Annotated in this window: 20 protein-coding genes; 10 read left to right on the forward strand and 10 right to left on the reverse strand. The window is 70.7% G+C overall.

What is annotated here, in order from left to right:
• Window positions 1-132: 132 nt before the first annotated feature.
• Window positions 133-2220, reverse strand: coding sequence for an ATP-binding protein (locus tag HHX33_RS09130; protein ID WP_182874197.1), 2088 nt, complete (start codon window positions 2218-2220; stop codon window positions 133-135).
• Window positions 2210-4558 carry an FxsB family cyclophane-forming radical SAM/SPASM peptide maturase gene (locus HHX33_RS37085; protein ID WP_182874198.1) on the reverse strand — a complete coding sequence of 783 codons (2349 nt, stop codon included), beginning with the start codon at window positions 4556-4558 and terminating at the stop codon, window positions 2210-2212. Before HHX33_RS37085 ends, HHX33_RS09130 begins: the two co-directional genes overlap by 11 nt.
• Before the next feature lie 496 nt (window positions 4559-5054).
• Here HHX33_RS37085 and HHX33_RS09140 point away from each other — a divergent pair, with 496 nt between their 5' ends.
• A complete protein-coding gene (locus HHX33_RS09140; RefSeq protein ID WP_182874199.1) occupies window positions 5055-5627 on the forward strand; it encodes a GNAT family N-acetyltransferase in 573 nt (190 codons plus the stop codon).
• A gap of 68 nt (window positions 5628-5695) precedes the next feature.
• On the opposite strand, the gene HHX33_RS09145 is transcribed toward HHX33_RS09140, so the two are convergent.
• Complete coding sequence (locus HHX33_RS09145; RefSeq protein ID WP_182874200.1) at window positions 5696-6055, reverse strand: hypothetical protein; 360 nt, start codon at window positions 6053-6055, stop codon at window positions 5696-5698.
• Window positions 6056-6162: 107 nt separating this feature from the next.
• Between HHX33_RS09145 and HHX33_RS09150 the strand changes: the two genes are divergently transcribed.
• From HHX33_RS09150 to HHX33_RS09165, 4 genes are read left to right on the forward strand one after another with little or no spacing between them, the layout of a single operon-like run.
• Window positions 6163-7164, forward strand: a complete 1002-nt coding sequence (locus tag HHX33_RS09150; RefSeq protein ID WP_220501656.1) for a DUF418 domain-containing protein — start codon at window positions 6163-6165, stop codon at window positions 7162-7164.
• Window positions 7094-7885: a carbon-nitrogen hydrolase family protein gene (locus HHX33_RS09155; protein ID WP_138460028.1), complete on the forward strand. Its 792-nt coding sequence runs from the start codon at window positions 7094-7096 to the stop codon at window positions 7883-7885. The genes HHX33_RS09150 and HHX33_RS09155 overlap by 71 nt, the downstream gene beginning before the upstream one ends.
• Before the next feature lie 10 nt (window positions 7886-7895).
• Window positions 7896-8354: a hypothetical protein gene (locus tag HHX33_RS09160; protein WP_244361334.1), complete on the forward strand. Its 459-nt coding sequence runs from the start codon at window positions 7896-7898 to the stop codon at window positions 8352-8354.
• Window positions 8351-8827, forward strand: coding sequence for a hypothetical protein (locus tag HHX33_RS09165; RefSeq protein ID WP_182874202.1), 477 nt, complete (start codon window positions 8351-8353; stop codon window positions 8825-8827). Before HHX33_RS09160 ends, HHX33_RS09165 begins: the two co-directional genes overlap by 4 nt.
• 23 nt (window positions 8828-8850) lie before the next feature.
• Here HHX33_RS09165 and HHX33_RS09170 read toward each other — a convergent pair whose 3' ends face one another.
• The 7 genes from HHX33_RS09170 to HHX33_RS09200 form a co-directional block, all read right to left on the reverse strand.
• Entirely contained in the window at window positions 8851-10335 is a 1485-nt protein-coding gene (locus tag HHX33_RS09170) for a carboxyl transferase domain-containing protein (RefSeq protein ID WP_182874203.1), read from the reverse strand.
• Window positions 10336-10561: 226 nt separating this feature from the next.
• The gene (locus HHX33_RS09175; RefSeq protein WP_165900867.1) at window positions 10562-10717 is read right to left on the reverse strand and encodes a hypothetical protein; all 156 of its coding nucleotides are present in this window, start codon (window positions 10715-10717) and stop codon (window positions 10562-10564) included.
• Window positions 10718-10807: 90 nt separating this feature from the next.
• Window positions 10808-12640, reverse strand: coding sequence for a hydantoinase B/oxoprolinase family protein (locus HHX33_RS09180; protein WP_182874204.1), 1833 nt, complete (start codon window positions 12638-12640; stop codon window positions 10808-10810).
• Complete coding sequence (locus tag HHX33_RS09185) at window positions 12630-14672, reverse strand: hydantoinase/oxoprolinase family protein (RefSeq protein WP_182874205.1); 2043 nt, start codon at window positions 14670-14672, stop codon at window positions 12630-12632. The genes HHX33_RS09180 and HHX33_RS09185 overlap by 11 nt, the downstream gene beginning before the upstream one ends.
• 115 nt (window positions 14673-14787) lie before the next feature.
• Window positions 14788-15465 (reverse strand): DsbA family oxidoreductase, encoded by a 678-nt coding sequence (locus tag HHX33_RS09190; RefSeq protein ID WP_182874206.1) that lies wholly within the window; start codon window positions 15463-15465, stop codon window positions 14788-14790.
• Between the two features lie 57 nt (window positions 15466-15522).
• Complete coding sequence (locus tag HHX33_RS09195) at window positions 15523-16197, reverse strand: SRPBCC family protein (RefSeq protein ID WP_182874207.1); 675 nt, start codon at window positions 16195-16197, stop codon at window positions 15523-15525.
• 90 nt (window positions 16198-16287) lie between these two features.
• Window positions 16288-16878 (reverse strand): MarR family winged helix-turn-helix transcriptional regulator, encoded by a 591-nt coding sequence (locus HHX33_RS09200; RefSeq protein ID WP_117409512.1) that lies wholly within the window; start codon window positions 16876-16878, stop codon window positions 16288-16290.
• A 112-nt stretch (window positions 16879-16990) separates the two neighbouring features.
• On the opposite strand from HHX33_RS09200, the gene HHX33_RS09205 reads away from it, so the two are divergent.
• The 5 genes from HHX33_RS09205 to HHX33_RS09225 all read left to right on the forward strand — a co-directional run bounded on the left by HHX33_RS09205 (window position 16991) and on the right by HHX33_RS09225 (window position 21557).
• Window positions 16991-18055 (forward strand): alkene reductase, encoded by a 1065-nt coding sequence (locus HHX33_RS09205; RefSeq protein WP_182874208.1) that lies wholly within the window; start codon window positions 16991-16993, stop codon window positions 18053-18055.
• Between the two features lie 453 nt (window positions 18056-18508).
• Window positions 18509-19996: a cytochrome ubiquinol oxidase subunit I gene (locus HHX33_RS09210; RefSeq protein ID WP_182874209.1), complete on the forward strand. Its 1488-nt coding sequence runs from the start codon at window positions 18509-18511 to the stop codon at window positions 19994-19996.
• Between the two features lie 11 nt (window positions 19997-20007).
• Entirely contained in the window at window positions 20008-20919 is a 912-nt protein-coding gene (gene cydB / locus HHX33_RS09215; protein ID WP_182874210.1) for a cytochrome d ubiquinol oxidase subunit II, read from the forward strand.
• A gap of 97 nt (window positions 20920-21016) precedes the next feature.
• Complete coding sequence (locus HHX33_RS09220) at window positions 21017-21247, forward strand: hypothetical protein (protein ID WP_182874211.1); 231 nt, start codon at window positions 21017-21019, stop codon at window positions 21245-21247.
• A 31-nt stretch (window positions 21248-21278) separates the two neighbouring features.
• On the forward strand, window positions 21279-21557 hold the full coding sequence (locus HHX33_RS09225; protein WP_259406316.1) for a type II toxin-antitoxin system PemK/MazF family toxin: 279 nt from the start codon (window positions 21279-21281) through the stop codon (window positions 21555-21557).
• Window positions 21558-21567: the final 10 nt, after the last annotated feature.

Genomic DNA, 21567 nt, shown 5'->3' on the forward strand with positions numbered 1-21567 from the left:
GCCGTCAGGCCATGCAGCCAGGACCGCTCAGCATCGGTCAACTCGATGGGTATTGCAGACGGACCCGGATGCCCCATACACATCAGGATAAGTATTTATCCGACGAATTTCAGGCGTATGGCACTAGGACACTCAACCGGTGTTCGCGTCGCGATAGTCACGGACCTGCCGGCTGAAAGGGTCCTGGATATCGTCGAGTACACCGATGGCGATGTCGAGAAGCTGCCTCGCGGCGGTAGACCGCCCGGACTCGACATGTAGCCTGGCCACCTCGAAGAGAGAACAGGCGTATCCGAGCAGATCTCCGACCTGTTGGCGGATTTCGACTGCCTGTTCATACCATTCGAGCGCCTCGCCGAATCTCTTGAGCGCTCTGCAGACGTCGCCGAGTCCGTGCAGGCATTTCCCCTCGGTGTACAGGTCGGCGGTCTCACGCGACGCGTCCAGGGCGCTCAGGTAGTCGTCGTACGCCTGACCGGAATCGCCGAGGTCCAATGCCAGTGCGCCGAGTTCGGTAAGCGTGATCGATTCACTGCGCCGGTCACCGCATTCCCGCTGAATGGCCAGTGCGCGGTACTGATACGCCTTGGCCTCGGCTGTCCGCCCAAGCAGGCGGCTGCTCCATCCCAGGTTGTAGGCGCTGACACTCTGCCAGTGGAGGTCACCGATTTCGCCGCTGAGGCGCGATGCCTCGGCGAAATAGCCGATCGCCTCCTCATGGCGACCGAGGTCGGACTCCGCTCCACCGAGACATATGAGGCTCCAGGCCTCCCCCGGGCTGTCGCCGGCTCGCCGTGCGGCCTGTACGGCGGTCGCCGACAGCTGGAGGCGGTGATGATGGTGTTGGCGCAGGCGCAGAAAGTAGACCAGGGCCACGGGAAGCTTCCATGCGAACTCGTCGAAGCCCATCTGGTAGGCCTGATCCACGGCGGGGACAAGGCTGGACAGTTCGGAGTCGCACCAGGCGAGGGCGGCGGCGGGATTGTCGAACGGTCGCTCACCCGCCCGCTCCGTCGTGGGAATCGGCACATGCATGCGCTCGGGAGCAAGAACGCGATCAGCCGCATCCACCATGCTCAGGTAGTAGGACAGCTCCCTACGCACCGCGGCCGCCGTACCCGCCGCCGTCTCCTCCTCCAACGCCCGCTCCCTGGCGTAGTCGCGCAGGAGATCGTGATAGCGGTAGCGCCTGCGCTCGATCTCCTCGAGCATGTTCACGGCTTCCAGCGCACGCAGGACCCGCCGGGCCTCCGGCACCGGCACCCCGACCAGGGCGGCGGCGGCCTCCAACGAGAAGTGCGGCCCCGCATGGAACGCAAGCAGCCGGAAGGCCCGCGCGGTGGATGGGCTCAACGTTTGGTAGGACCATGAGAACACGGCACGCACCTCCGTTCCTTGATCCGGCGTCGCGAACGCGGCGAGCGCCTGGTCGCCTTTCAACTCCTCGAGGAGTTCCGCGAGATCCGCGGTGCCGCTGACCTGCTGGGCCGCGATACGGATGGTGAGCGGCAGACGCCCGCAGGAGAGCACCAGCCGCGCCGACCCCTCCGTGTCCGTGTGGCCGGAAAGGCGCGCGAATAGTCGGACGGCCTGATCTGTCTCCAGGGGCATGACGGGTATGGGCATGGCTCCGTCGACCGCAACCAGGCTGCCGAGCCTGCTTCTGCTCGTCACGATGGTGAAACAGGTGGCGGACGGGGGGAGCAGCGGCCGTACCTGTCCGGCGTTGTTGGCGTTGTCCGCCACGAGCAGCAGCCGCTTGCCGTCCAGCAGAGACCGGAAGAGGGCGCACATCGCGTCGAGTTCATCGGAGATTCGGGTGACCGAGGCGTTCAGAGAGTACAGAAAACCGCGGAGGACCTCCTCCGGACGTAGCGGAGCACGCCGATCATAACCGCGTAGATCCACGTAGAGCTGGCCATCCGGATACTGTTTCTTCATGAGATGCGCCCAAAATACGGCTAGCGCGCTCTTCCCCACTCCTGGCGGCCCCGAAACAACGGCTATTCCGTTCTCCGTCGCGGCGATCTCACTCAGCTTTTCCATGGCGTCGGCTCGGTCGGTGAAACACGTGGGAGCCCTGGGCAACTGCCGTGGGACAGGCATCGCCTCCCCCGACGTCAATCGGACCCCGCCGAAAATCCTGCTCGCCTGAACGACGTTCGTGGCGCCGCCCGCAAAAGTGTTGTCTCCGGTCTCTTCGTTCTCCTCACGTTCCAAGCGGGTCTCCCGGTCGGCCCGACGGCGAGGCGTCCGGAGCACCGCCGCGACCATCGTCCAGGCCGTCGATTCTGCCTCGCAGACCGGTAATGAACCGCAGGCCGCGGTGGGTGAGCGGCACCTCGGACGCCAAGGTGTCGGTGGCCTGTCTCACCCGCGTACGGTGGAGCCGGAACGCCGCCGCCGCTTCGGGGCCGCTGTCTTCAGAACCGCATGCGAGCGCCAGACGCGAGCACCAGAGTTCGGCGAGTGCCGCATCCGCGTAGAGCTCGTAAAAGATCTCCCGGACGGAAAGGGCCTCCGGCCGCCATGTGACCCCGACCGGCGGATGGCCTTCGGAGAAGAACTCGTACATGTCCAACAGCGCCGTCAGTTTGACATCCTGAAAACCTCGCACAAGCGTTTTCGCCAAGTCCTCGTCGTTGGTCGCGGCCACGTAGATGCTTCCGGAAGGCCCCCGCCCCCTGTCCCTCCCTCGGCGGCTCGTGATGCTTGCGCTCACCGGAATCACCGCCTGCAGCCCCACTCGAAGTACAGCCGCGTGGTCAGGGACGAGCCGCGCGGCCTCGGACCCCCCACGCGCGAGCAGGTCCCGCCAAACCGTCCATTGCGCGGGCGGCAGCCGGCCGGTGACCGGGCTGTCAGGACGGCCGCGGTAAGGGTCGAGGTCGTCGACGGCAAGCGACAGATGAGGTGTGTGCAGGCGCCTGACCTCCAACCATCCGTCCGCGCAGGCATCGACGCGAGCCGATGAGAACATCACAGTCGGACCATCCGCGGCCGTTCGGTACGCACCGACACCCGGCAGGTGCACCAGGCCGTCCCTCACAGGCAGCGGCAGTGTCGCGTCCAGCCCGGCCCTCCAGGCAGCGGCGGCCGCGACGCCTGTCAGATGAGCCCTCTCCCGGTCGAGACGCGTCGTGTCGGCACGAAGGCATCTCATGGCCCAGGGCTCTATGCAGGGGTGAAGGAAGACCTCGGCGATTTCGTCCGGATGACTCATGTCGAGTTCGGTCAGCAACTGCCAACCGGCAGAGACCGGACCCGAATCCGATCGACGACCGTCCGAGGCCACCGCTGCCACGAGAGCGCGATTCATCGAGAGCCGCGTCTCCAGGAGGGTCCTCATCCCGCTGACGGTTCCAGCACCGGCGGCGAAGGCGTCGAAGTCACCATCGGTCAGCATGTGCGCGGGTCCGCGAACGCCGCGCACACCGGCTGCCACTCCGACCCACCGGCGCGGCCCCACCACCTGCTGCGTCAGCACCTTGAGATCTGCGCAATACACGGATGGATTGTCGAAGCCGTTGCCAGGACGGTAGCGGTGCGCGTAAAGACCACCTCCGCAGGGACGAACGACGGGACAGGCCTTGCATTCCTCGCAGAGCGCGTCGTATCCCTGCATCCGGGCGGCCACGCCGGGATGACCGGTAACGTCGTCCACGCTGTGGCTGAAGACCGTCATTCCCGTCGAGGGCGCGCTCTCATACGCGGTCTTCAACGAGTCGGCCTGCTCCCACGAGCCGTCGGTGTCCACCACGGCAAGCGCCACAGGCCCCAGCCCCACCGCTTCGCTATCACTGGGAACCCCTCGCGCCGCCCTGACCATGGAGTTGAACAGGCGGATCGGGACAGGCCGGCCGTCTCCGTCCCACCTCGCGTGAATCCGGCCAAGCCACGTGGCATACGGTGCCGGAACCTCTCCATGACGAGGGGGTGGATTCGCCCATGTCGCCTGAGGCAGCAGGAAATTGAGGCGTGGCGGCGATTCGGCCAGCAGTGCCTCGTACACATCGATCGGATCGTTATCGAGGTCCACCGTGCACAAGATGCCGCCGTACAGATGGCGGAACTCCGGACGCCTGAGCAGGGCGAGACCACGCCTCACCTCGGAATGACTGCTGCGGCCATCGGCATACCTGCGATGCCGGTCGTTGGCAGTCCGGCCACCATCGAGAGAGACCCCGATACGCACACCGAATTGGTCGAACAGCCGGCAGAACTCCTCGGAGAGCAGCACACCGTTCGTCTGAACGGACAGACCCATACCGACCGCCGCAGGCATCTGAGCGCGAAGAGCTGCGATCAATGCGCGCATGCCCGGCACCCCGACAAGGAGCGGCTCGCCTCCGTGCAGGACGACGTGGACTTCCCGCAGCCCATGAGCTCTCGAGTGTTCCGCGATTCGCTCCCCGGCCTTGGCCGCCACGGACAAGCTCATCGCGCGTGGTTTGGCTCGCCAGCTCTGGTCGGCGTGCTCGTAGACGTAGCAATGGTCACAGGCCAGATTGCATCGACCGTGCACCTTGAGTATGTATTCGCCGATCTCGGCCGGCACTAGTCGCCGCCACCGACATCCGAGTTGAACGCGTAGAACGATTTGGGCGAGTCGGATCCGGCAGACGCGGATTCAGGATCCTCGCCTATCGACACGATTCCGTAGACGCCGGCGGTGACGACCGGATCCTGGAACAACTCGGCGAGTGATACGTCTCTCAGATCGGGAATCCGACAGATGGGCATTTTTCCGGTACTCATAGTCCCTCTTTCCGCATGGTCTCGCCGAAGCATGAGCGACCGCCACAGATGAGACAGGTCAAGTATGTTCACCTGCTTTCGCAAGTCAAGACCGCTTTCCAGGAGGTCCGGGAAACGATCTCCAGCGGTTCGACCAGCGGCCCACCACCGGACTCCGCCGTACGACCGAATATCTGGAGTCGCCGGGGACTCCCCCACGTCAACGCACTCTCGCCGGTTTCGCTCGACCGTAATCGCGGCGGGCCGAACTATTCGGCTGCTCACCGGTCATCCCGTAAGGATCTAAACTGTGCACGATGAGCGCCCATCCCACCTCGACGTCCCGCGTAGTGCTCAGGGCCGTCACGTCCGAGGATCAGGCACGGTTCCTCGAACTGGCCAACGCCAGCGCGGCTTTCCACCGTCCCTGGGTCCGGCTGCCCACCACACCGGCGGAGTTCTCGTCATATCTGGCCAGATCGGATCAGGTCAGCGCGGTGTGCATGGTGACCTGTCTGAGGAGCGGAGGAGACCTGGTGGGGATGGTGAACCTCAACGACATCGTCAGGGGTTCCTACCAGAAGTGCATCCTGGGGTACGCCGCGTTCCTGCCCTACGTGCGACAGGGATATATGTCGGAAGCAGTCGCCCTCGCGGTGCGGCACGCCTTCGGGTGCCTGAATTTACATCGCGTGGAAGCGGATATCCAACCGGACAACTTCGTTTCGAGGAGATTGATCGAACGGCTCGGATTCCGCAAGGAGGGATTTTCTCCCGCTTTCATCCAGATAAATGGAGGATGGCGTGACCACGAGCGCTGGGCCATCACACAGGAGATGTGCATACCCGCCGTCGGCCAGGAGCACATGACACCCGAGAACCCGCCGTGACCGTTTACGCTGCCGCACGGGCAGGCACCGGGATGACCGGGCGCATCAGCGAGGAGGCGGACGGGGAATCAGTTGATCGTCAGCCCTCCGTGCACGTCACGTGCCTGGACGACAGTCTTCGCCTGACCATTGAAGACGTTGACGACACCGTCACCGTCGGCCTGGTTCCACAGGTTTTCGCATTCCCGCCGGAACGCCGGGTCCCGGCTGAACTCCTCGTCGAGCGCGGCCGCAAGCCGTTCCCTGGATTCGAGCCGCTCCGGACGCCGCACGAAGCGCTCACGTATTTTGGCGATCAGGATCGGCAGGGCCGTTCCGCCGGATTCACCGACTCCGGTGGCGAGTCCGGTGGCGACGGCGCCTGCGATCGCGAGAGTCAATGGATCCACGTCCGCCCTTTCCTGTCCGGCGATCCGTCCATCATGCACCGTTCGCCTCCTGAATGGGAGGGGCGTGTGTACAAGCGGGCGCCGCTCAGCCTGGCCGCCGGAGGGTGGACCCGCGTCTCGGTCCGCACTCAGGAAGGAACTTGCCGGTGAGTGTGACCCCGGGCAGGATCCGGCGGGTCGACGCGCTGCGCGGGTTCGCCGTCTGCGGGATCATGCTGGTGAACACCTGGCAGCGGACGGCGGAGCGACGTGATCTGTCCCCGTTCGGCTGGGTGATGGAGAACCTGGTCCAGAGCCGCTTCTACCCGATCTTCGCGTTCCTTTTCGGCCTGTCCTTCGCGTTGTTCCTCGGCTCGGCCCGGGAACGCTCGGCCCGCCCCCGGGTCGTCCTGCTGCGGCGCCTGGCCGTGCTGGCCGTGCTGGGCGCGGCGCACACCGTCATCCATCCCGGCGGGGTGCTGCTGCCGTACGCGCTGCTGGGAGTGGCGGTCCTGCTCCCGGCGAGCCTGCTGCCCCGATGGGTGGTGCTGCTGCTCGGCTGCGGCACGCTGGCCGCCGCCCTGCTCGACTCCGAGCCGTACGTGCTGATCAGCGCGCTGTTCCTGCTCGGCCTGGCCGCCGCCCCGAGCGTGGCGGGCGGCTGGGGAGACCTGGGCGGGACGCGGGTCCTCGCCGCCGTCTGCGGAACGGCTGGGGCGCTGACGGCCGGGCTGACCTGGTGGTGGAACCACGCGCCGCCCGGCGGCGGGGTCTACCAGGCGGCGGCGGTGAGCGGCGCGGCCGCCTACGCGGCGGCGTTCCTGCTGCTCGCCCGCCGGACGGCCCTGTTCGAGGCACTGGGACGGATGGCGCTGACGAACTACGTCACGGGCACGCTGGTGATCGCGGTGGCGCTGCCGCCGCCCGCCACCGGCGGTTCCGGCGCCGTCGTCGTCGTGGGGCTCACCGTCGTGACCCTGGCCGCGCAGGCCGCCTTCTGCCGGTGGTGGCTGGCCCGCCACCGGTACGGCCCACTGGAGCGGGTGTGGCGGACGCTCACCTGGTGGGGAGAGCCGCCCGCCGGGCAGACTGGGAGCCGTGACCCGCATAGCGCTGTGCCAGATCCCCGTCGACCACGACCCGAAGACCAACCTCGAGACCGTGCGTGACGCCCTCGCCCGGGTGCCGGGAGCGGACCTCGCCGTGTTCCCCGAGGCCACGCTGACCCGGTTCGGCCGGGGCGTGACGCACACGGCCGAACCGCTGGACGGGCCGTTCGTCACCGGCCTCGCGGAGGCGGCGCGCGAGCACGGCGTCGCCGTCATCGCCGGCGTCTTCGAACCCGCCGAGGACGGCCGGGTGTGGAACACCGCCGTCGCCCTGCGGGCGGACGGCTCGCTCGCCGCGGCCTACCGGAAGATCCATCTCTTCGACTCGTTCGGCGCGAAGGAGTCGAACCTGGTCGCGCCGGGGGACGAACCGGTGGTCGTGGAGCTCGCCGGGCTCAGGATCGGCCTGGTCACCTGCTACGACGTCCGGTTCCCCGAGCTCGCGCGAGCGCTGGTGGACCGGGGCGCGGACACGTTCGCGGTGATCGCCGCCTGGGGCTCGGGGCCGCTCAAGGAGGACCACTGGACGACCCTCGTCAGGGCCAGGGCCATCGAGAACACCACCTGCACGATCGCCGTCGGCCAGGCTCCCAATCCCGCCATACCGGACGGGTTCGGTGTCGGCCGCAGCATGCTCGTCGATCCGATGGGCGTCGCCCGCCACGACCTGGGCCCCGGCCCCGGCGTGCTGGTCGCGGAGATCGACCCCGCCTGGACGGCGACCGCGCGCGCCACCCTCCCCTCGCTGGAACACCGACGGCTGGGTGTCGACAGATCGTAAACTACCCCCCATGAACGAGCCGGGACACAGGACGCGGATGCAGAAGGTGATTCCGCCGCGGCTGCTCGTGCCGTACCTGTCGGGCCGGCGCACGATCATCTCCGGGTACGTTTACCGGGTGCAGGACTGCGACCGCCTCACCTCGCCCGCCGCGCTCGTCGAAGCCCTCGACCTGGGCTTCGACGGGTCGGAGCTCACGCCGGACGTGCCCGAGCTGTACGTCATGCGGTGGGACGCCCGGGACATCGACACCTACGTCGTCCCGTACGGCCAGCACATGGGCGGGGATTGGAGCGATGCACCGCCCTTCACCGGGAACGGGTTCACCGCCTCGCGCGAGCAGGTGGTGCCGCAGTTCCACACGATGCCGATGCCGATCCCCGCGGGCGCGGAGATCGTGCACCTCACGCCGGGCGCCGCGCGTTCCTTCGCCGCGTACGACGGCCTGACGTGGCGGCCGGCCCGATGAGCGGCCCTGCGAGCGCCCCGATCAGCGGTGGCGAGCCGGTCGGCCTGGGGTTCGTCGCCCTCTACCGGGACCGGGAGTACGCCGCGGCGCTCGGGCCGGGCAGCGACGACGTGGTGCTGTTCAGCGAGGCGCCGCAGGAGGGCTTCACCGCCGCCGGGGGCTACTGGCGGCTGCGGGTGGACCGGTCCGCGCTGGACCGGCTCACCCTGCTGCGTACGGTCGGGGCGTTCGGCGGGGAGCCCTGCCTGGTGCTGGACGAGGACGACGGAGGCGACGGCGGGGAGGGCGGCCTCCACATCGCCTACACCGGCCACAACGGCCTGAAGGCGGAGGCGCTCGGCTACTGGCTCGTGGACCACGGCGCGTACGAGGTGGTGGTGCCCCGCGACGAGGTGCACGCCGTCCGGGTGGAACGGGTGCCCGTGCCGCTCGCCGCCGACCGGCCGGACGGCCAGGAGCCGGGCGACCGATGACGGCGCCTCCCGGATAAGGCCGGTCAGAGGCCCAGGGAGCGGAAGCGGGCGTACCGGGCGGCCGTCCGGTCCTCCGCCGGGCGCGCGAGCAGGCCGGCGATCTCGTGCTCCAGCGTCCTGGCCACCCGGCCGCAGAACGCCTCCGGCTCGTACGCCGCGTCGGGCCGCTCCGGGACCACCCGGTCGGCGATGCCGTCGCGGCGCAGGTCGGTGGCGCGGATGCCCTGGGCCGCGGCCATCTCCGGGGCGAAGTCCACGGTCCGGTACAACAGCGCCGACGCGCCCTCGGGCGGAAGCGGGGACAGCCAGGCGTGCTGCGCGCAGACGACCCGGTCGGCCGGGAGCAGGGCCAGCGCCGCCCCGCCCGCGCCCTCCCCCAGCAGCAGGCACACGGTCGGCGCGTCGAGCATGACGAGGTCGGCCAGGCAGCGGGCGATCTCGGCGGCGAGGCCGCCCTCCTCGGCCGCCCTCGACAGCGCCGCCCCGGCCGTGTCGACGACCGTGACCAGGGGAAGGCCCAGTTCGCTGGCCAGGCGCATGCCGCGCCGGGCCACCCGCAGACCGGCGGGGCCGAGCCCGCTGCCCCCGCGCCGCCGCCGGTCCTGGCCCAGGACGACGGCGGGCGCCGAGCCGAACCTGGCCAGCGCGAGCAGCAGGCCGGGGTCGCGCTCACCGGTGCCGGTGCCCTGCAGCGGGGTCACGTCGCGCGCCCCGTGTCTCAGCAGTTCGCGGATGCCGGGCCGGTCGTCGCGGCGGGAGCGGGTCACCGCCTCCCACGCCGGGACCGGCTCGGCCGCCTCCTCGGGCTCCGGGCCCGGCGACAGCCCCGAGCGGGGCGCGCAGAGCACGGCCAGCGCCCTGATGGCGATCTCCCGGGCGTCCCCGGCCGAGACCACGGCGTCGACCAGCCCGTGGGCGTGGAGGTTCTCCGCGACCTGGACGCCCTCGGGGAACGGGTAGCCGTGCAGCGACTCGAACACTCTTGGCCCGAGGAAGCCGATCAGCGCGCCCGGCTCGGCCGCGGTCACGTGCCCGAGCGACCCCCACGACGCGAACACCCCGCCCGTGGTCGGGTGGCGCAGGTAGACGACGTACGGCAGCCCCGCGGCCCGGTGCGCGCCGACCGCGGCGGTGATCTTCACCATCTGGGTGAAGGCCAGGGCGCCCTCCTGCATCCGGGTGCCGCCGCTGGCCGGGGCGGCGAGCAGCGGCAGCCGTTCTGAGGTGGCCCGCTCGACGGCCCGGACGAGCCGTTCGGCCGCCGCCACCCCGATCGAACCGGCCAGGAAGGAGAACTCGCAGGCCATCACGGCGACCCGGCGGCCGTCGAGGGTCCCCTCCCCGGTGACGACCGACTCGTCGTATCCCGTCCTGGCCCGCACCCGGGCGAGCTCTGCCGCGTACTCCGAGCCCGGCGCGGCCCGGTCGAGCGGCGGCCCGTCCCACGACTTCCACGAGTGCGGGTCGAGCACCCGCGCGATCAGGGCGCGCGCGTCCGGCCTGGTCACGACGGCCGCCGCCCCGGCGCCACGCGCCGGTGCCCGTGCGCCGCAGGCGGCTTCTCCATCTCGGCGATCAGCTCTTCCCGATACGCGAACTATCCCTTGTGCCGCATATTTTCGGTACTACGGGGCCGATGTCCAGCTGATCATCCCCACCGGCCCCGCCGCTCCGCCGTACGGGCCGCGCCGCCGGGGCCGGGGAGCCCCGCGCCCGCCGTACGACCGGGACGCCTCAGCGCGGCGTACGGTGACCGCGCACCTGGTCCATCAGGCGGCGCAGCCGCTGCCGGTTCTCGGGATCGCGGGCCATCGTCTTGGCCTTCTCCATGTTCTCGCGGCCCTTGGGGGTCTGCAGGTACTCCCTGATGCGCTGGACGATATTCGCCATTTCGAACTCACCATCCTGTTTGTGCCGTCATTGAACGGCTACCCAACGGCACCGCCGCCAATCCCGGACGGCTCCGGGCGTCGCCGGCGCTCACACGATGTCGACCTCGGCGTGCGGGAGGCCGCCGGAGAGCCGGGGATAGCCGGGGCCGCGGTCGAAGAAGGCCGCAGGCGGCGCCTCCCGCAGCCGCTCCCGCAGGCGCGCGGTCGCCTCGGCGTCCACGACGACGTCGTCCCGGGTGCCGGTCAGGACGACGCCGTAGTCGTCGCGCGCGCCCTCGAAGGAGACCTTCCCGTCGCGGACGTCGTCGGCCACGCGTTCGGCCGGCCGGTCGTACGGCGAGCCCCAGCCGCCTCCCCCGGTCGTACGGATGCGGATGACCTGCCCGGCGCGTACGGGGAAGTCGTCGACCAGGCCCTCCATCTCCACCCCGTCGACCGTGACCTGGAAGGGACGGCCCGCCCGGCCGCCGTTGACGCCCCAGCACGACAGGATCGAGCGGTCGGCGATCGACATGAAGGAGGCGTCCCGCAGCATCCGGATGTGCTTGTCGTAGCCGAGGCCGCCGCGGAACTCCCCCGGCCCGCCGCTGTCCACGGCCAGGCCCAGCCGCTCGACCCGGAACGGCCAGCGTGCCTCGGCGAACTCCGCGGGGATGTTGCGGCTGTCGGGCACGACGTGGATGGTGTCCTCCCCGTCGGCGTACCAGCGCCCGCCCGACCCGCCGCCGAGCACCTCGCGCATGAGGTACGGCCCGTCGTCCGACTCGCCGTACACGCCGGTGTAGCGGATCGTCTCCTGGTCGGCGGGCATCCGGCCGCCGGTCGCCTTGGCCAGCACGCCCGCCAGCACGCCGAGCAGGCGGAGGATCACGAACGTGCGGGCGTTGGTGGGCGCGGGGAAGATCGGCGTGAGCAGGGTGCCCTTCTCCGGGAAGACCATCCTGATCAGCGGTACGACGCCCTCGTTGACGTCGAGCTCGGCCATCCGCTCGGGGGTGTCGGCGAGGTTGCGCAGGATCGGCGCCAGCCACTTCTTCAGGAAGACGCCCTCGGCGTAGTCGCCCGCGTGGTTGATCGGCCCCTTGGCCTGCGCCGAGGTGCCGGTGAAGTCGATGGTCAGCGGGGTGTCCGCGGAGTGGTCGACGGTCAGCGTGATGCGCTGGGTGTGCAGCCGCGGCTCGTCCACGCCGTCGTGCTCGGCGTAGTCCTCCCAGACGTGGACCCCCTCGGGGATCTTCGCGAGCAGCTCCCGCCGGAAGGTCTCGGTCGTCTTGGAGATGATCGCGTCGAAGCAGGCCTCGACCGCCTCCCGGCCGTACCGGCCGAACAGCTCGCCGAGCCGCCGGGCGCCCATGAGGCAGGCCGAGCACTCGGCGTCGAGGTCCCCGGCCAGCGAGTCGGGCATGCGGGAGTTGCGCGTCATGATCGTGAGGGCGGCCCGGTTGGGCACCCCCTCGTCCCACAACCTGATCGGCGGGACCATGAGGCCCTCCTCGAACGCGCTGCGCGCGTGCGACGGCATCGATCCCGGCACCGCGCCACCGATGTCGTCGTGGTGGCCGAAGGCCTGGACGAACGCGACGACCTCGCCCTCGTGGAAGACGGGCACCGTCACGCACAGGTCGGGCAGGTGGCCGATGCCGCCCTCGGAGAGGTAGACGTCGTTGTGGAAGAACACGTCGCCGGGCCGCATCGTCCCGATCGGGAAGTCGCGGACGACCGGCTGCACCAGCGCCGAATAGGAACGGCCGGTCAGCTTGCGCAGCCGCGCGTCGTGGATGCCGGCCCGGAAGTCGTGCGCGTCGCGGATCATCGGCGAGCGGGCGGTGCGCGCGATCGCGGTCTCCACCTCCGTCTCGACCGAGGCGAGCGTGCCCTCCACGATCTCCACGAGCACGGGGTCGGCGGTCCTACCGGTCATCGCTCACCACCACGAGGTTGCCGTAGTCGTCCATGGTCGCCGTGAAGCCGGGATGCACCGGCAGGGTCGAGCCGTACTCCTCGACGACGGCGGGGCCGCGCACCACGGCGCCCGCGCCGAGGTCGTCGCGGCGGTAGACCACGGTCCTGCCCCACCGCTCGTAGTACACGTCACGGGTCCCGACCGGGCTCGGCTCGTCCACCTGGTACGGCCTGCGCGCGAGCTTCGGCCGGGTGATCGGGCCGATGCCGGACACCCGGAGGTTGACCCACTCGACGGCGTGACGGGGATCGTCGCGGTAGCCGTACCCGTAGAGCCTCTCGTGCTCGGCGTGGAACCGGTCCGCGACCACGGCGAGCCACGCCTCGTCGACTGGGCCGTCCGGCGCGGGCACCCGCACCTCGTACGCCTGGCCGTAGTAGCGCAGGTCGGCGGTGCGCGCGTACACGTGCTCGGCGAGGCCCTCGCGGCCGAGCGCGTCCGCCGCCTCGGCCTCCAGGCCGGCGAGGATCTCGCCGAGCGCCCGCGGCGACGGCTCACGGGTGACGTGCGTGCGGACGTAGTCGTTCTTCACGTCCACCGTGAGCAGGCCGAACGCGGACACGTTCCCCGGGTCGGGCGGGATGATCGCGGCGGGCAGCCCGAGGACGTCGATCAGCCGGCAGGCCAGCAGCGGGCCGGAGCCGCCGAACGCGACCAGCGGGAAGTCCCGCACGTCGAGGCCGCGCTGCACGGTGATCTGCCGGATCGCGTTCGACTGGTTGAACGCGCTGATCTCCAGGATCCCGGTGGCGCAGTGCTCGGGGGTCAGCCCGAGCCGGGCGGCGAGCGCCTCGACGCCCGCCCGCGCCGCGGCGACGTCGAGGCGGATCTCCCCGCCGAGCAGGTGCGGCGGCACCCGGCCGAGGAAGACGTGCGCGTCGGTCACCGTCACCTCGGTGCCGCCCGCCCCGTAACAGATCGGCCCGGGGTCCGCGCCCGCGGACCGGGGGCCCACCTTCAGCGTCCCCTCCGGGGAGACCCAGGCGATGGACCCGCCGCCCGCCCCGACCGTGACGATGTCGATCATCGGGATCTTGCAGGGATAGCGGCCGATCCTGCCCTCGGTCGTCGTCGAGGGCTCTCCGTCCACCACCACGGCCACGTCGGTCGAGGTGCCGCCGCCGTCGAGGGTGATCGCGCTCGGATGCCCGGCGGCGCCGGCCACCAGCGCGGCGCCGAGCGCGCCCGCCGCCGGGCCGGACAGGACGGTCGTGATCGGCTGGTGCACCACCTCGGCCGCCGACAGCACGCCGCCGTTGCTCTTCATGACGGAGAAGGGCCGGCCGAGCCGTTCGGACAGGTTCTCGATGTACCGCCGCATGATCGGCTTGACCGCCGCGTCCACCAGCGTGGTCACCGACCGCTCGTACTCCCGGTACTCCCGCAGCACGTCGCTCGACAGCGACACGACGGCCTCCGGGTGCTCGCGCTCCAGCACCTCGCGCATCCGCCGCTCGTGGGCGGGGTTGGCGTAGGAGTGCAGGAAGCACACGCCGATCGCGGTGACACCCCGCTCCCTGAACCACCGCGCGGCGGCCGCGGCCTGCTCCTCGTCGAACGGCCGGACCTCGCGGCCGAGGTGGTCGAGCCGTCCCCCCACGGCACGCACCCGGTGGACGGGCACGATCCGCGGCGGCTTCACCCAGAAGTAGGAGTTGCCGTAGCCGTCCGGCACGCTCTGCCGGGCGATCTCCAGTACGGACTCGAAGCCCTCGGTGGTGACGAACCCCAGATGGGCGGTGCCGTCCGGGCGGTCCTCCAGCAACTGGTTGGTGGCGACGGTCGTGCCGTGGACGAGGGCGGCGACGGCATCGAGGTCGCGGGACCCCCCATGGGTCTCCAGCACCTTGTGCACGCCTGCCATGAAACCATCGGCCGGGTTGGCAGGAGTGGAGGGAGTCTTGGTCGTGACGACGCGGCCGGACTCCTCGTCGACGAGAACGACGTCGGTGAAGGTGCCGCCGGTGTCTACCCCGATGCGGATGGACATGCTCAGTGTCTATCGAGCGCCGCCACCGGGAAGAACCGGCGCACTCTGCCGAAGAATCCGGACACCGTCGTCACACCCTGCCTACCCGGACCGCCTACCCGGATCCCCTACGGGATCAGACCGCGCACGCGTCGCCGTCGCAGCCTTCACCCGCCTTCTCCTGCGTCGTCTTCCCCAGGGCCGCCTTCTCCTCGGCCGTACGGGCCTCGACCTCCCGCAGCGCGGCCACGAGCGTCTCGACGGGCTGTGCGCCCGAGACGGCGTACTTCTCCTCGAACAGGAACAGCGGGACGGAGCGCACGCCCAGCGCGTGGGCGCGGGCCAGATCGGCGCGCACCTGCTCCGCGCCCTCCCCCGTGTCCTCGACGCCGGTCTCGGCGGCGAGCCCGGCCAGCGTGCCGGGGTCCCCCACGTCGAGGCCGTCGGTGAAGTGGGCCCGGAACAGCCGCTCGGCCATCGCCCCTCCGCGTCCGGCCCGCCCGGCCAGCGAGATCAGCCGGTGCGCCTCGAAGGTGCCGGCCTGCAGCGCCCGGTCGAAGCGGAGGTCCAGCCCGTCCTCGGCGGCCACGCCCGCGACGCGGGCGGTCATCTGCGCCACCTGCCCGGCGCCGCCGAACTTGCGCTCCAGCACGCGCAGCAGCGGCTCACCGGTGGAGACGCCGTCCGGGTCGAGCTGGAAGGGGCGGTGCGCCACCTCGACGTCCCCCTCGAAGAGGCGTACGGCCTGCTGGAGCCGGTGGTGCCCGATGTAGCACCAGGGACACACGACATCAGAGAAGATCTCGACTTTCACGACATGTCCCAACCGGCGCGCCCTCCGGCCGATTCCCCCGGAACCAGGAGAAGGTGGCTAGCGGCGGCGGGAGTTGCGGCCGAGGAGCCAGCCGATGACGGCGCTGCCGAGGGCCACCCCGGCGCCCGTGCCGAAGGCCGCGAGCATCGTCCAGGCCGGCACGCCCTGGCGGGGCGCGGCCGGAGCCTCACGGGTGAACACGCGCGGCGCCGTCTCCCCGGCCGCGGCCGTCGCCGCCGGAACGGCCTCGGACACGGCGGGAGCGGTTCCGGACACGGCGGCGGGAACGGCGGAGGCGGACAGCAGGTGCCGCTCGACGGCGGAGAAGAACTCCCCGGCGGTCTTCTTGGCCACCGAGGCGAGCATCCGCTGCCCCACGCCGCCGATCATGCCGCCGACCACGGCCTCGGCGTCGAAGTCGACCCGGGTGCCGCCCTCGGCGTCGCTCAGCCGTACGGCCACGGTGGCCTCGACGGTGCCTGGGGCGCCCTGGCCGCGCGCGCCGAGCGTGAACCGGTCCGGCTCCTCCTGGTCGCGCAGGGCCACCTCACCCTGGTAGACGCCCCTGACCGAGGCGACCCCCGCCGTGACCGTCATCGCGTACACGTTCTCGCCGACCGTCTCCAGGCGCTCGCAGCCGGGGATCGTCCGCACCAGGACGCCGGGGTCCTGGAGGGCGTCCCAGACCCGCTTGCGCTCCGCCGCGACCACCGCGCTGCCCGAGACCTTCATGGCCACCTCCGATGCCGAGCACCCTAGAGAATCACCCGTACGGCGGGAACGGCAAGACATGCCCGGCCACGGCGCGGCGGTACGGCCGGGCTACCGGGAGGCCGCGACCGTGGCGGGAGGATCCGCTTCACGAAGCTCCGTCCCGGGGAGCTCCGCCGCGGGAAGCGGGGACGGCGCGGTCTCGCGGCAGACGTTGCGGCGGACCACCCCCAGCAGGGAGCGGAGGGTCTCGACCTGCTCCGGCGTCAGGCCGTCGGACAGCCGCCGGTGAAGCTCCTCCTCCACCCGGCGGACCTCGGCACGCAGCGTGTCGCCCTTAGGCGTCGTGCTCACCACGCTGATCCGCCGGTTGCGGGGGGACGGAGCGCGGCTCACGAACCCGCTGCGCTCCAGCCGTTGCAGGCTCTTGGTCATCGTCGACATGTCGATGCCCACCGCCGCGGCGAGCCTGTTCTGGGACATGGGGCCGTTGGCCCACAGCGCGTTGAGCACCCGGTCCTGACCGGGATAGAGGCCGATCTCCGCGAGCAGCGCGGCGAGCAGGACGCGGTGCCCCAGGGCCGCCTGGGCCATCAGGCAGCTCAGGCTGTCGGGGTCCTCTCCGGGCGCCCCACCGCACCCCGCCCCGGCCGCGGACGTCGTCCCGCACGCCTCCACGCCGTCCGTCCGTGCTTCCGTCATCACGCCGCCTCCTCTGCGATGAGCCTACCGCTTGCATATTGGTCGGCCAAGTTGTATGAGTATCTATGGCCGACCAAGTTGGCCGACCAAGTAAATTCGGGAGGTCTTGACCATGCTGTTCACACCCCACACCCTGGGCTCCCTTCGCCTGCCGAACCGTCTCGTCATGGCGCCCATGACGCGGTCACGTGCGTACGTGGCGGGGATCCCCTCGCCGTTGACCGCGCTCTACTACGCCCAGCGCGCCTCGGCCGGCCTGATCGTCACGGAGGGCGTCCAGCCCAGCGCGGTGGGACAGGGCTACATGAACACCCCGGGGCTGCACACCGACGAGCAGGTCGCCGGGTGGCGGGAGGTGACCGACGCCGTCCACGCGGCGGGCGGCCGGATCGTGGCCCAGATCATGCACGCGGGCGGGGTGGGCCACCCCGACAACACGGGCCACCTCCCGGTCGCCCCCTCCGCCGTACGGCTCGGTGAGCAGATCTTCACGCCCGCGGGCCTTCAGGACACGCCGGTGGCCGTGGAGCTGTCCACCGCCGAGGTGGAGGCCACGGTCGGCGACTTCGCCGCCGCCGCCCGGCGCGCGGTGGACGCCGGGTTCGACGGCGTCGAGCTGCACGGCGCCAACGGCTACCTGATCCACCAGTTCCTGTCGCAGAACGCCAACCTCCGCGACGACCGGTACGGCGGGTCGGTGGAGGGCCGGATCCGGTTCGCGGTGGAGACGGCGAAGGCCGTCGCGGACGAGATCGGCCCCTCCCGGGTGGGAATCCGGCTGTCCCCCCGGAACGGCGCCCAGGGACTGGTGGAGGAGGACGCCCACGAGGTCTATCCCGCGCTGGTGTCCGAGCTCGCCGGTCTCGACCTGGTCTACCTGCACCTGCTGGCGACCGGCGGCGCCGAGCTGGACGCGCGCATCCGGGACCTGTGGCCGAACACCCTGATCGTCAACGACCCCACGGCGACCGACCCGGCGGCCTCCGCCGAGGAACGGCTGCGCTGGGGCGCCGATCTCGTCGCGCTGGGCAAGTCCTTCCTGGCCAACCCCGACCTGCCGGTGCGCCTGCGCGTCGGCGCGCCGCTGAACGAGGCGGACCTGAGCACGGCCTTCGGCGGCGACCACCGCGGCTACACCGACTACCCCACCCTGGCCCTCCACCCCGCCGTCGCCTGACCACGGGGAACCTGACCCCGGGGAAAGCTCCGGAAGGAGCGCGGGAAGGACCACGGAAGACCAGGCGAGGACCTCCGGTTCGCGGAACCGGAGGTCCTCGCCGTTTCCACGCGCGTCTCCGCGACGGCCGGAGGGCTCGCGACGTCAACCGCGCGGCGTACGGGGGAATCAGCCGCACGGCGGACGCCGCCCGTGCCGCCGTCGGGCCACTCTTGGTCATGTGCCCGAGCCGGGCACGCCCGGCGGGACGGGACACCTGTCCCTGTTCACCGGGACCGTCCTACCGGCATCGTCCGTACTGCAAGGAACGGGGATCCGGCACCGCGAACCGGGCCGCTTCGGCATGCCTCACGGCTGTGACGAAGATCGCATCTCGCGGGGCCCTAATGCTCTACAGCTTGTAGTACTACTGAATATAGAACTACAAGTCGTAGAGCTCGGCGTGAGGAAGACATGGACGCGCTTGACCTGGCACGGTGGCAGTTCGGGGTGACCACCGTCTACCACTTTCTCTTCGTGCCCCTGACGATCGGGCTCGGCGTCTACGTGGCCGGCCTGCAGACCGCCTGGCACCGTACGGGCCGGGAGCACTACCTGCGGCTCACCAGGTTCTTCGGCAAGCTCTTTCTGATCAACTTCGCCATGGGCGTGGTCACCGGCATCGTGCAGGAGTTCCAGTTCGGGATGAACTGGAGCGAGTACTCGACCTTCGTCGGCGACGTGTTCGGCGCGCCGCTGGCGCTGGAGGCGCTGCTCGCCTTCTTCCTGGAGTCGACGTTCCTCGGCCTGTGGATCTTCGGCTGGGACCGGCTGCCCAAGCGGGTCCACCTCGCCTGCCTGTGGGCGGCGGTCATCGGCTCCAACCTGTCGGCCTACTTCATCCTCGCGGCCAACGCCTGGATGAAGCACCCGGTCGGCTACGAGGTCGTGGACGGCCGGGCCCGGATGACCGACCTGTGGGCCGTGCTGACCAACTCGACCGCGCTCGCCCAGGTGCCGCACGTCGTGGCCGCCTCGTTCGTCGTGGCCGGCGGGTTCGTCCTCGCCGTCATCGGCTACCGCGTCCTGCGTGAGCGCGGCCTCGGCGTGCTGCCCGGCCGCCGGGCCCGCACGGTCACCGCCGGGGACGCCACCACGCCGATGCGCCGCCTCCCGGACATGTGGCGGACCGCCCTGCGCGCCGCCCTCGTGATGACCGCGATCGCGGGAGCCGTGGTCGCGGGCACCGGCGACCTGTCCGGCCGGCTCCTGCACGAGCAGCAGCCGATGAAGCTGGCCGCGGCCGAGGGCCTGCGTCACGACACGGCCGGCGCGCCGTTCTCGATCGCGCCCGGCGTCGAGGTGCCCGGCCTGCTCAGCCTGCTCGCCGCGCACGACCCCGCCGCGACCGTCCAGGGCGTGGACGACATCCAGGCGAGGTACGAGAAGGCCTTCGGCCCCGCCGACTACACCCCGAACCTGCCGGTCGTCTTCTGGTCGTTCCGCGTGATGATCAACTTCGGCATGGCCACGGTGGGCCTGTCCGTGCTCGGCCTCTGGCTGACCAGGAAGCGCCGCGGGCGGCGGGCCGGGCAGCACGCCGGGCAGGGCGAGCCCGTGCCCGCCTGGTTCGCCCGCCTCTGCGTGCTGGCGCTCCCGCTCCCGGCCACCGCGATCATCGCCGGCTGGCTGCTCAGCGAGATCGGCCGCCAGCCGTGGACCGTGCAGGGCGAGCTCATGACGGCCGCGAGCGTGTCGCCGGGCGTCTCGCTCACCGAGGTCGCGATCACGCTGGCCGTCTTCACGGTCCTGTACGGCGTGCTCGCGCTGGCCGAGGGCGCGCTGCTGCTGCGGCACGTCAAGGCCGGCCCCGAACTGCCCGCCCCGGCCCCCGGGCCCGCCGCCGCGGTTCCGCCGGCGCGGGCGGAGGAGACCCGGCTCACCCCGACCCTCATGTACTGAGGAGCCACGAGATGACGACCTTCTGGTTCATCGTGATCGCCTTCCTCTGGACGGGCTACTTCGTCCTGGAGGGGTTCGACTTCGGAGTGGGCGCGCTGCTGCCACTGCTGTCGCGCTCGGAGGCGGACCGCAGGCAGGTGCTCGGCACCATCGGCCCGGTGTGGGACGGCAACGAGGTCTGGCTGATCACCGCGATCGGGGCGATGTTCGCCGCCTTCCCCGCGTGGTACTCCGGCCTGCTGAGCGGCTTCTACCTGCCGGTCTTCCTGGTGATCACGGGCCTGATCGTGCGCGGCGTCGGCCTGGAGTGGCGCGGCAAGGTCCACTCCCGGCGCGAGGTCGCCCTGTGCGACGCCGGGATCGTCACCGGCAGCGTGCTGCCCGCGTTCCTGTGGGGCGCGATCTTCGGCAACCTGCTGTTCGGCACGGCCCTCGCGACCGTGCTCGGCGGGGCCCTGTCGCTGTCGGTGGCCGTGCTGCACGGCGCGGTGTTCGTGGCGCTCAAGACGACCGGCGGGGTGCGGGCCCGCGCCCGCCGCGCCGCCCTGCTGGCGGCGGTCGGCGCGATGCCGGTCGCGCTCAGCACGCTGCCGTCCGTGCCCGGCAGGGGGCCGCTGTGGACGCTGGGGACGGCCCTGCTCGCCGCCGCCGCGCTCGCGGCCGGGGTCACGCTGGTGTGGGGCCGCCGGGAGGGCTGGGCCTTCGCGGCGACCGCCACGGCGATCACCGCGACGACCGCCACCGTCTTCGGCGTGCTGTCGGCGGCGCCGCTGCCCGGCCTGACCCTGGCCGAGGCGGCCTCCGCGCCGTACACGCTGACGCTCCTCACCTGGATCGGCCTGATCGCCCTGCCGGGCGTCCTCGCCTACCAGGCGTGGACCTACTGGGTGTTCCGCAAGCGCCTCACCGCCGAGGTCTCCTGAGTTTCTCCAAGCCGACGAACAGACGAATACGCAGAGTACTCAATCTTTCACGGATCGTCGCGAAGGCCTGCGGGAGACCGTGTCGTACGCTGAGAATATGAGCGTGGTTACCTTTCAGGCCGATCCGCGCACCGAAGCCGCGCTGGCCGAACTCACCGCCGACGGTCAGGCTACCGACGAGGTGATCCGCGAGGCGATCGTGATGGCTTGGCGGCTACGGCGCGCGGAAACGGCGCGGCGCGAGGCCCTCGCTCTCGCGGATGATCCAGAGGACCGCGAGGAAGCCCGTGCGATCATGCGTGACATGGAATCCCTCCGTGCGTGGTGATGTCTACCGTCTCCACCCTCCCCGGGACGGCGTGAAGCACGAGCAGAGCGGCGAGCGGTTCGCCGTAGTGATCCAGTCCGACTTCATCCCGGCTCTCTCGACGCTGCTCGTCGCTCCGACCTCCACGAGCGCGCGTCCTACATCCTTCCGTCCCGAGATCGAGTTGCTGGGCAAGTCGACGCGGATCATGCTGGAACAGACCGCCGCGGTCGCACCGGAGCGACTCGGTTCCTTCACCGGTCGGCTCTCCCCCGCCGAACTGCTCGAAATCGACGAAGCGCTCCATCTCCTGCTCGGTCTGGTTCGCTGAAGGCGCCCGG

Source organism: Microbispora sp. H10670 (genome assembly GCF_014161385.1).
In the GTDB taxonomy this organism is placed as follows: Bacteria; Actinomycetota; Actinomycetes; order Streptosporangiales; family Streptosporangiaceae; genus Microbispora; species Microbispora triticiradicis.

What these genes read in the sequence shown, in the direction of transcription:
- HHX33_RS09140 (WP_182874199.1), top strand. Translation starts at nt 5,055, where the DNA reads ATGAGCGCCCATCCCACCTCGACGTCCCGCGTAGTGCTCAGGGCCGTC.
- HHX33_RS09160 (WP_244361334.1), top strand. Translation starts at nt 7,896, where the DNA reads ATGAACGAGCCGGGACACAGGACGCGGATGCAGAAGGTGATTCCGCCG.
- HHX33_RS09165 (WP_182874202.1), top strand. Translation starts at nt 8,351, where the DNA reads ATGAGCGGCCCTGCGAGCGCCCCGATCAGCGGTGGCGAGCCGGTCGGC.
- HHX33_RS09175 (WP_165900867.1), bottom strand. Translation starts at nt 10,717, where the DNA reads ATGGCGAATATCGTCCAGCGCATCAGGGAGTACCTGCAGACCCCCAAG.
- HHX33_RS09180 (WP_182874204.1), bottom strand. Translation starts at nt 12,640, where the DNA reads ATGACCGGTAGGACCGCCGACCCCGTGCTCGTGGAGATCGTGGAGGGC.
- HHX33_RS09185 (WP_182874205.1), bottom strand. Translation starts at nt 14,672, where the DNA reads ATGTCCATCCGCATCGGGGTAGACACCGGCGGCACCTTCACCGACGTC.
- HHX33_RS09195 (WP_182874207.1), bottom strand. Translation starts at nt 16,197, where the DNA reads ATGAAGGTCTCGGGCAGCGCGGTGGTCGCGGCGGAGCGCAAGCGGGTC.
- HHX33_RS09200 (WP_117409512.1), bottom strand. Translation starts at nt 16,878, where the DNA reads ATGACGGAAGCACGGACGGACGGCGTGGAGGCGTGCGGGACGACGTCC.
- HHX33_RS09205 (WP_182874208.1), top strand. Translation starts at nt 16,991, where the DNA reads ATGCTGTTCACACCCCACACCCTGGGCTCCCTTCGCCTGCCGAACCGT.
- HHX33_RS09210 (WP_182874209.1), top strand. Translation starts at nt 18,509, where the DNA reads ATGGACGCGCTTGACCTGGCACGGTGGCAGTTCGGGGTGACCACCGTC.
- cydB (WP_182874210.1), top strand. Translation starts at nt 20,008, where the DNA reads ATGACGACCTTCTGGTTCATCGTGATCGCCTTCCTCTGGACGGGCTAC.
- HHX33_RS09220 (WP_182874211.1), top strand. Translation starts at nt 21,017, where the DNA reads ATGAGCGTGGTTACCTTTCAGGCCGATCCGCGCACCGAAGCCGCGCTG.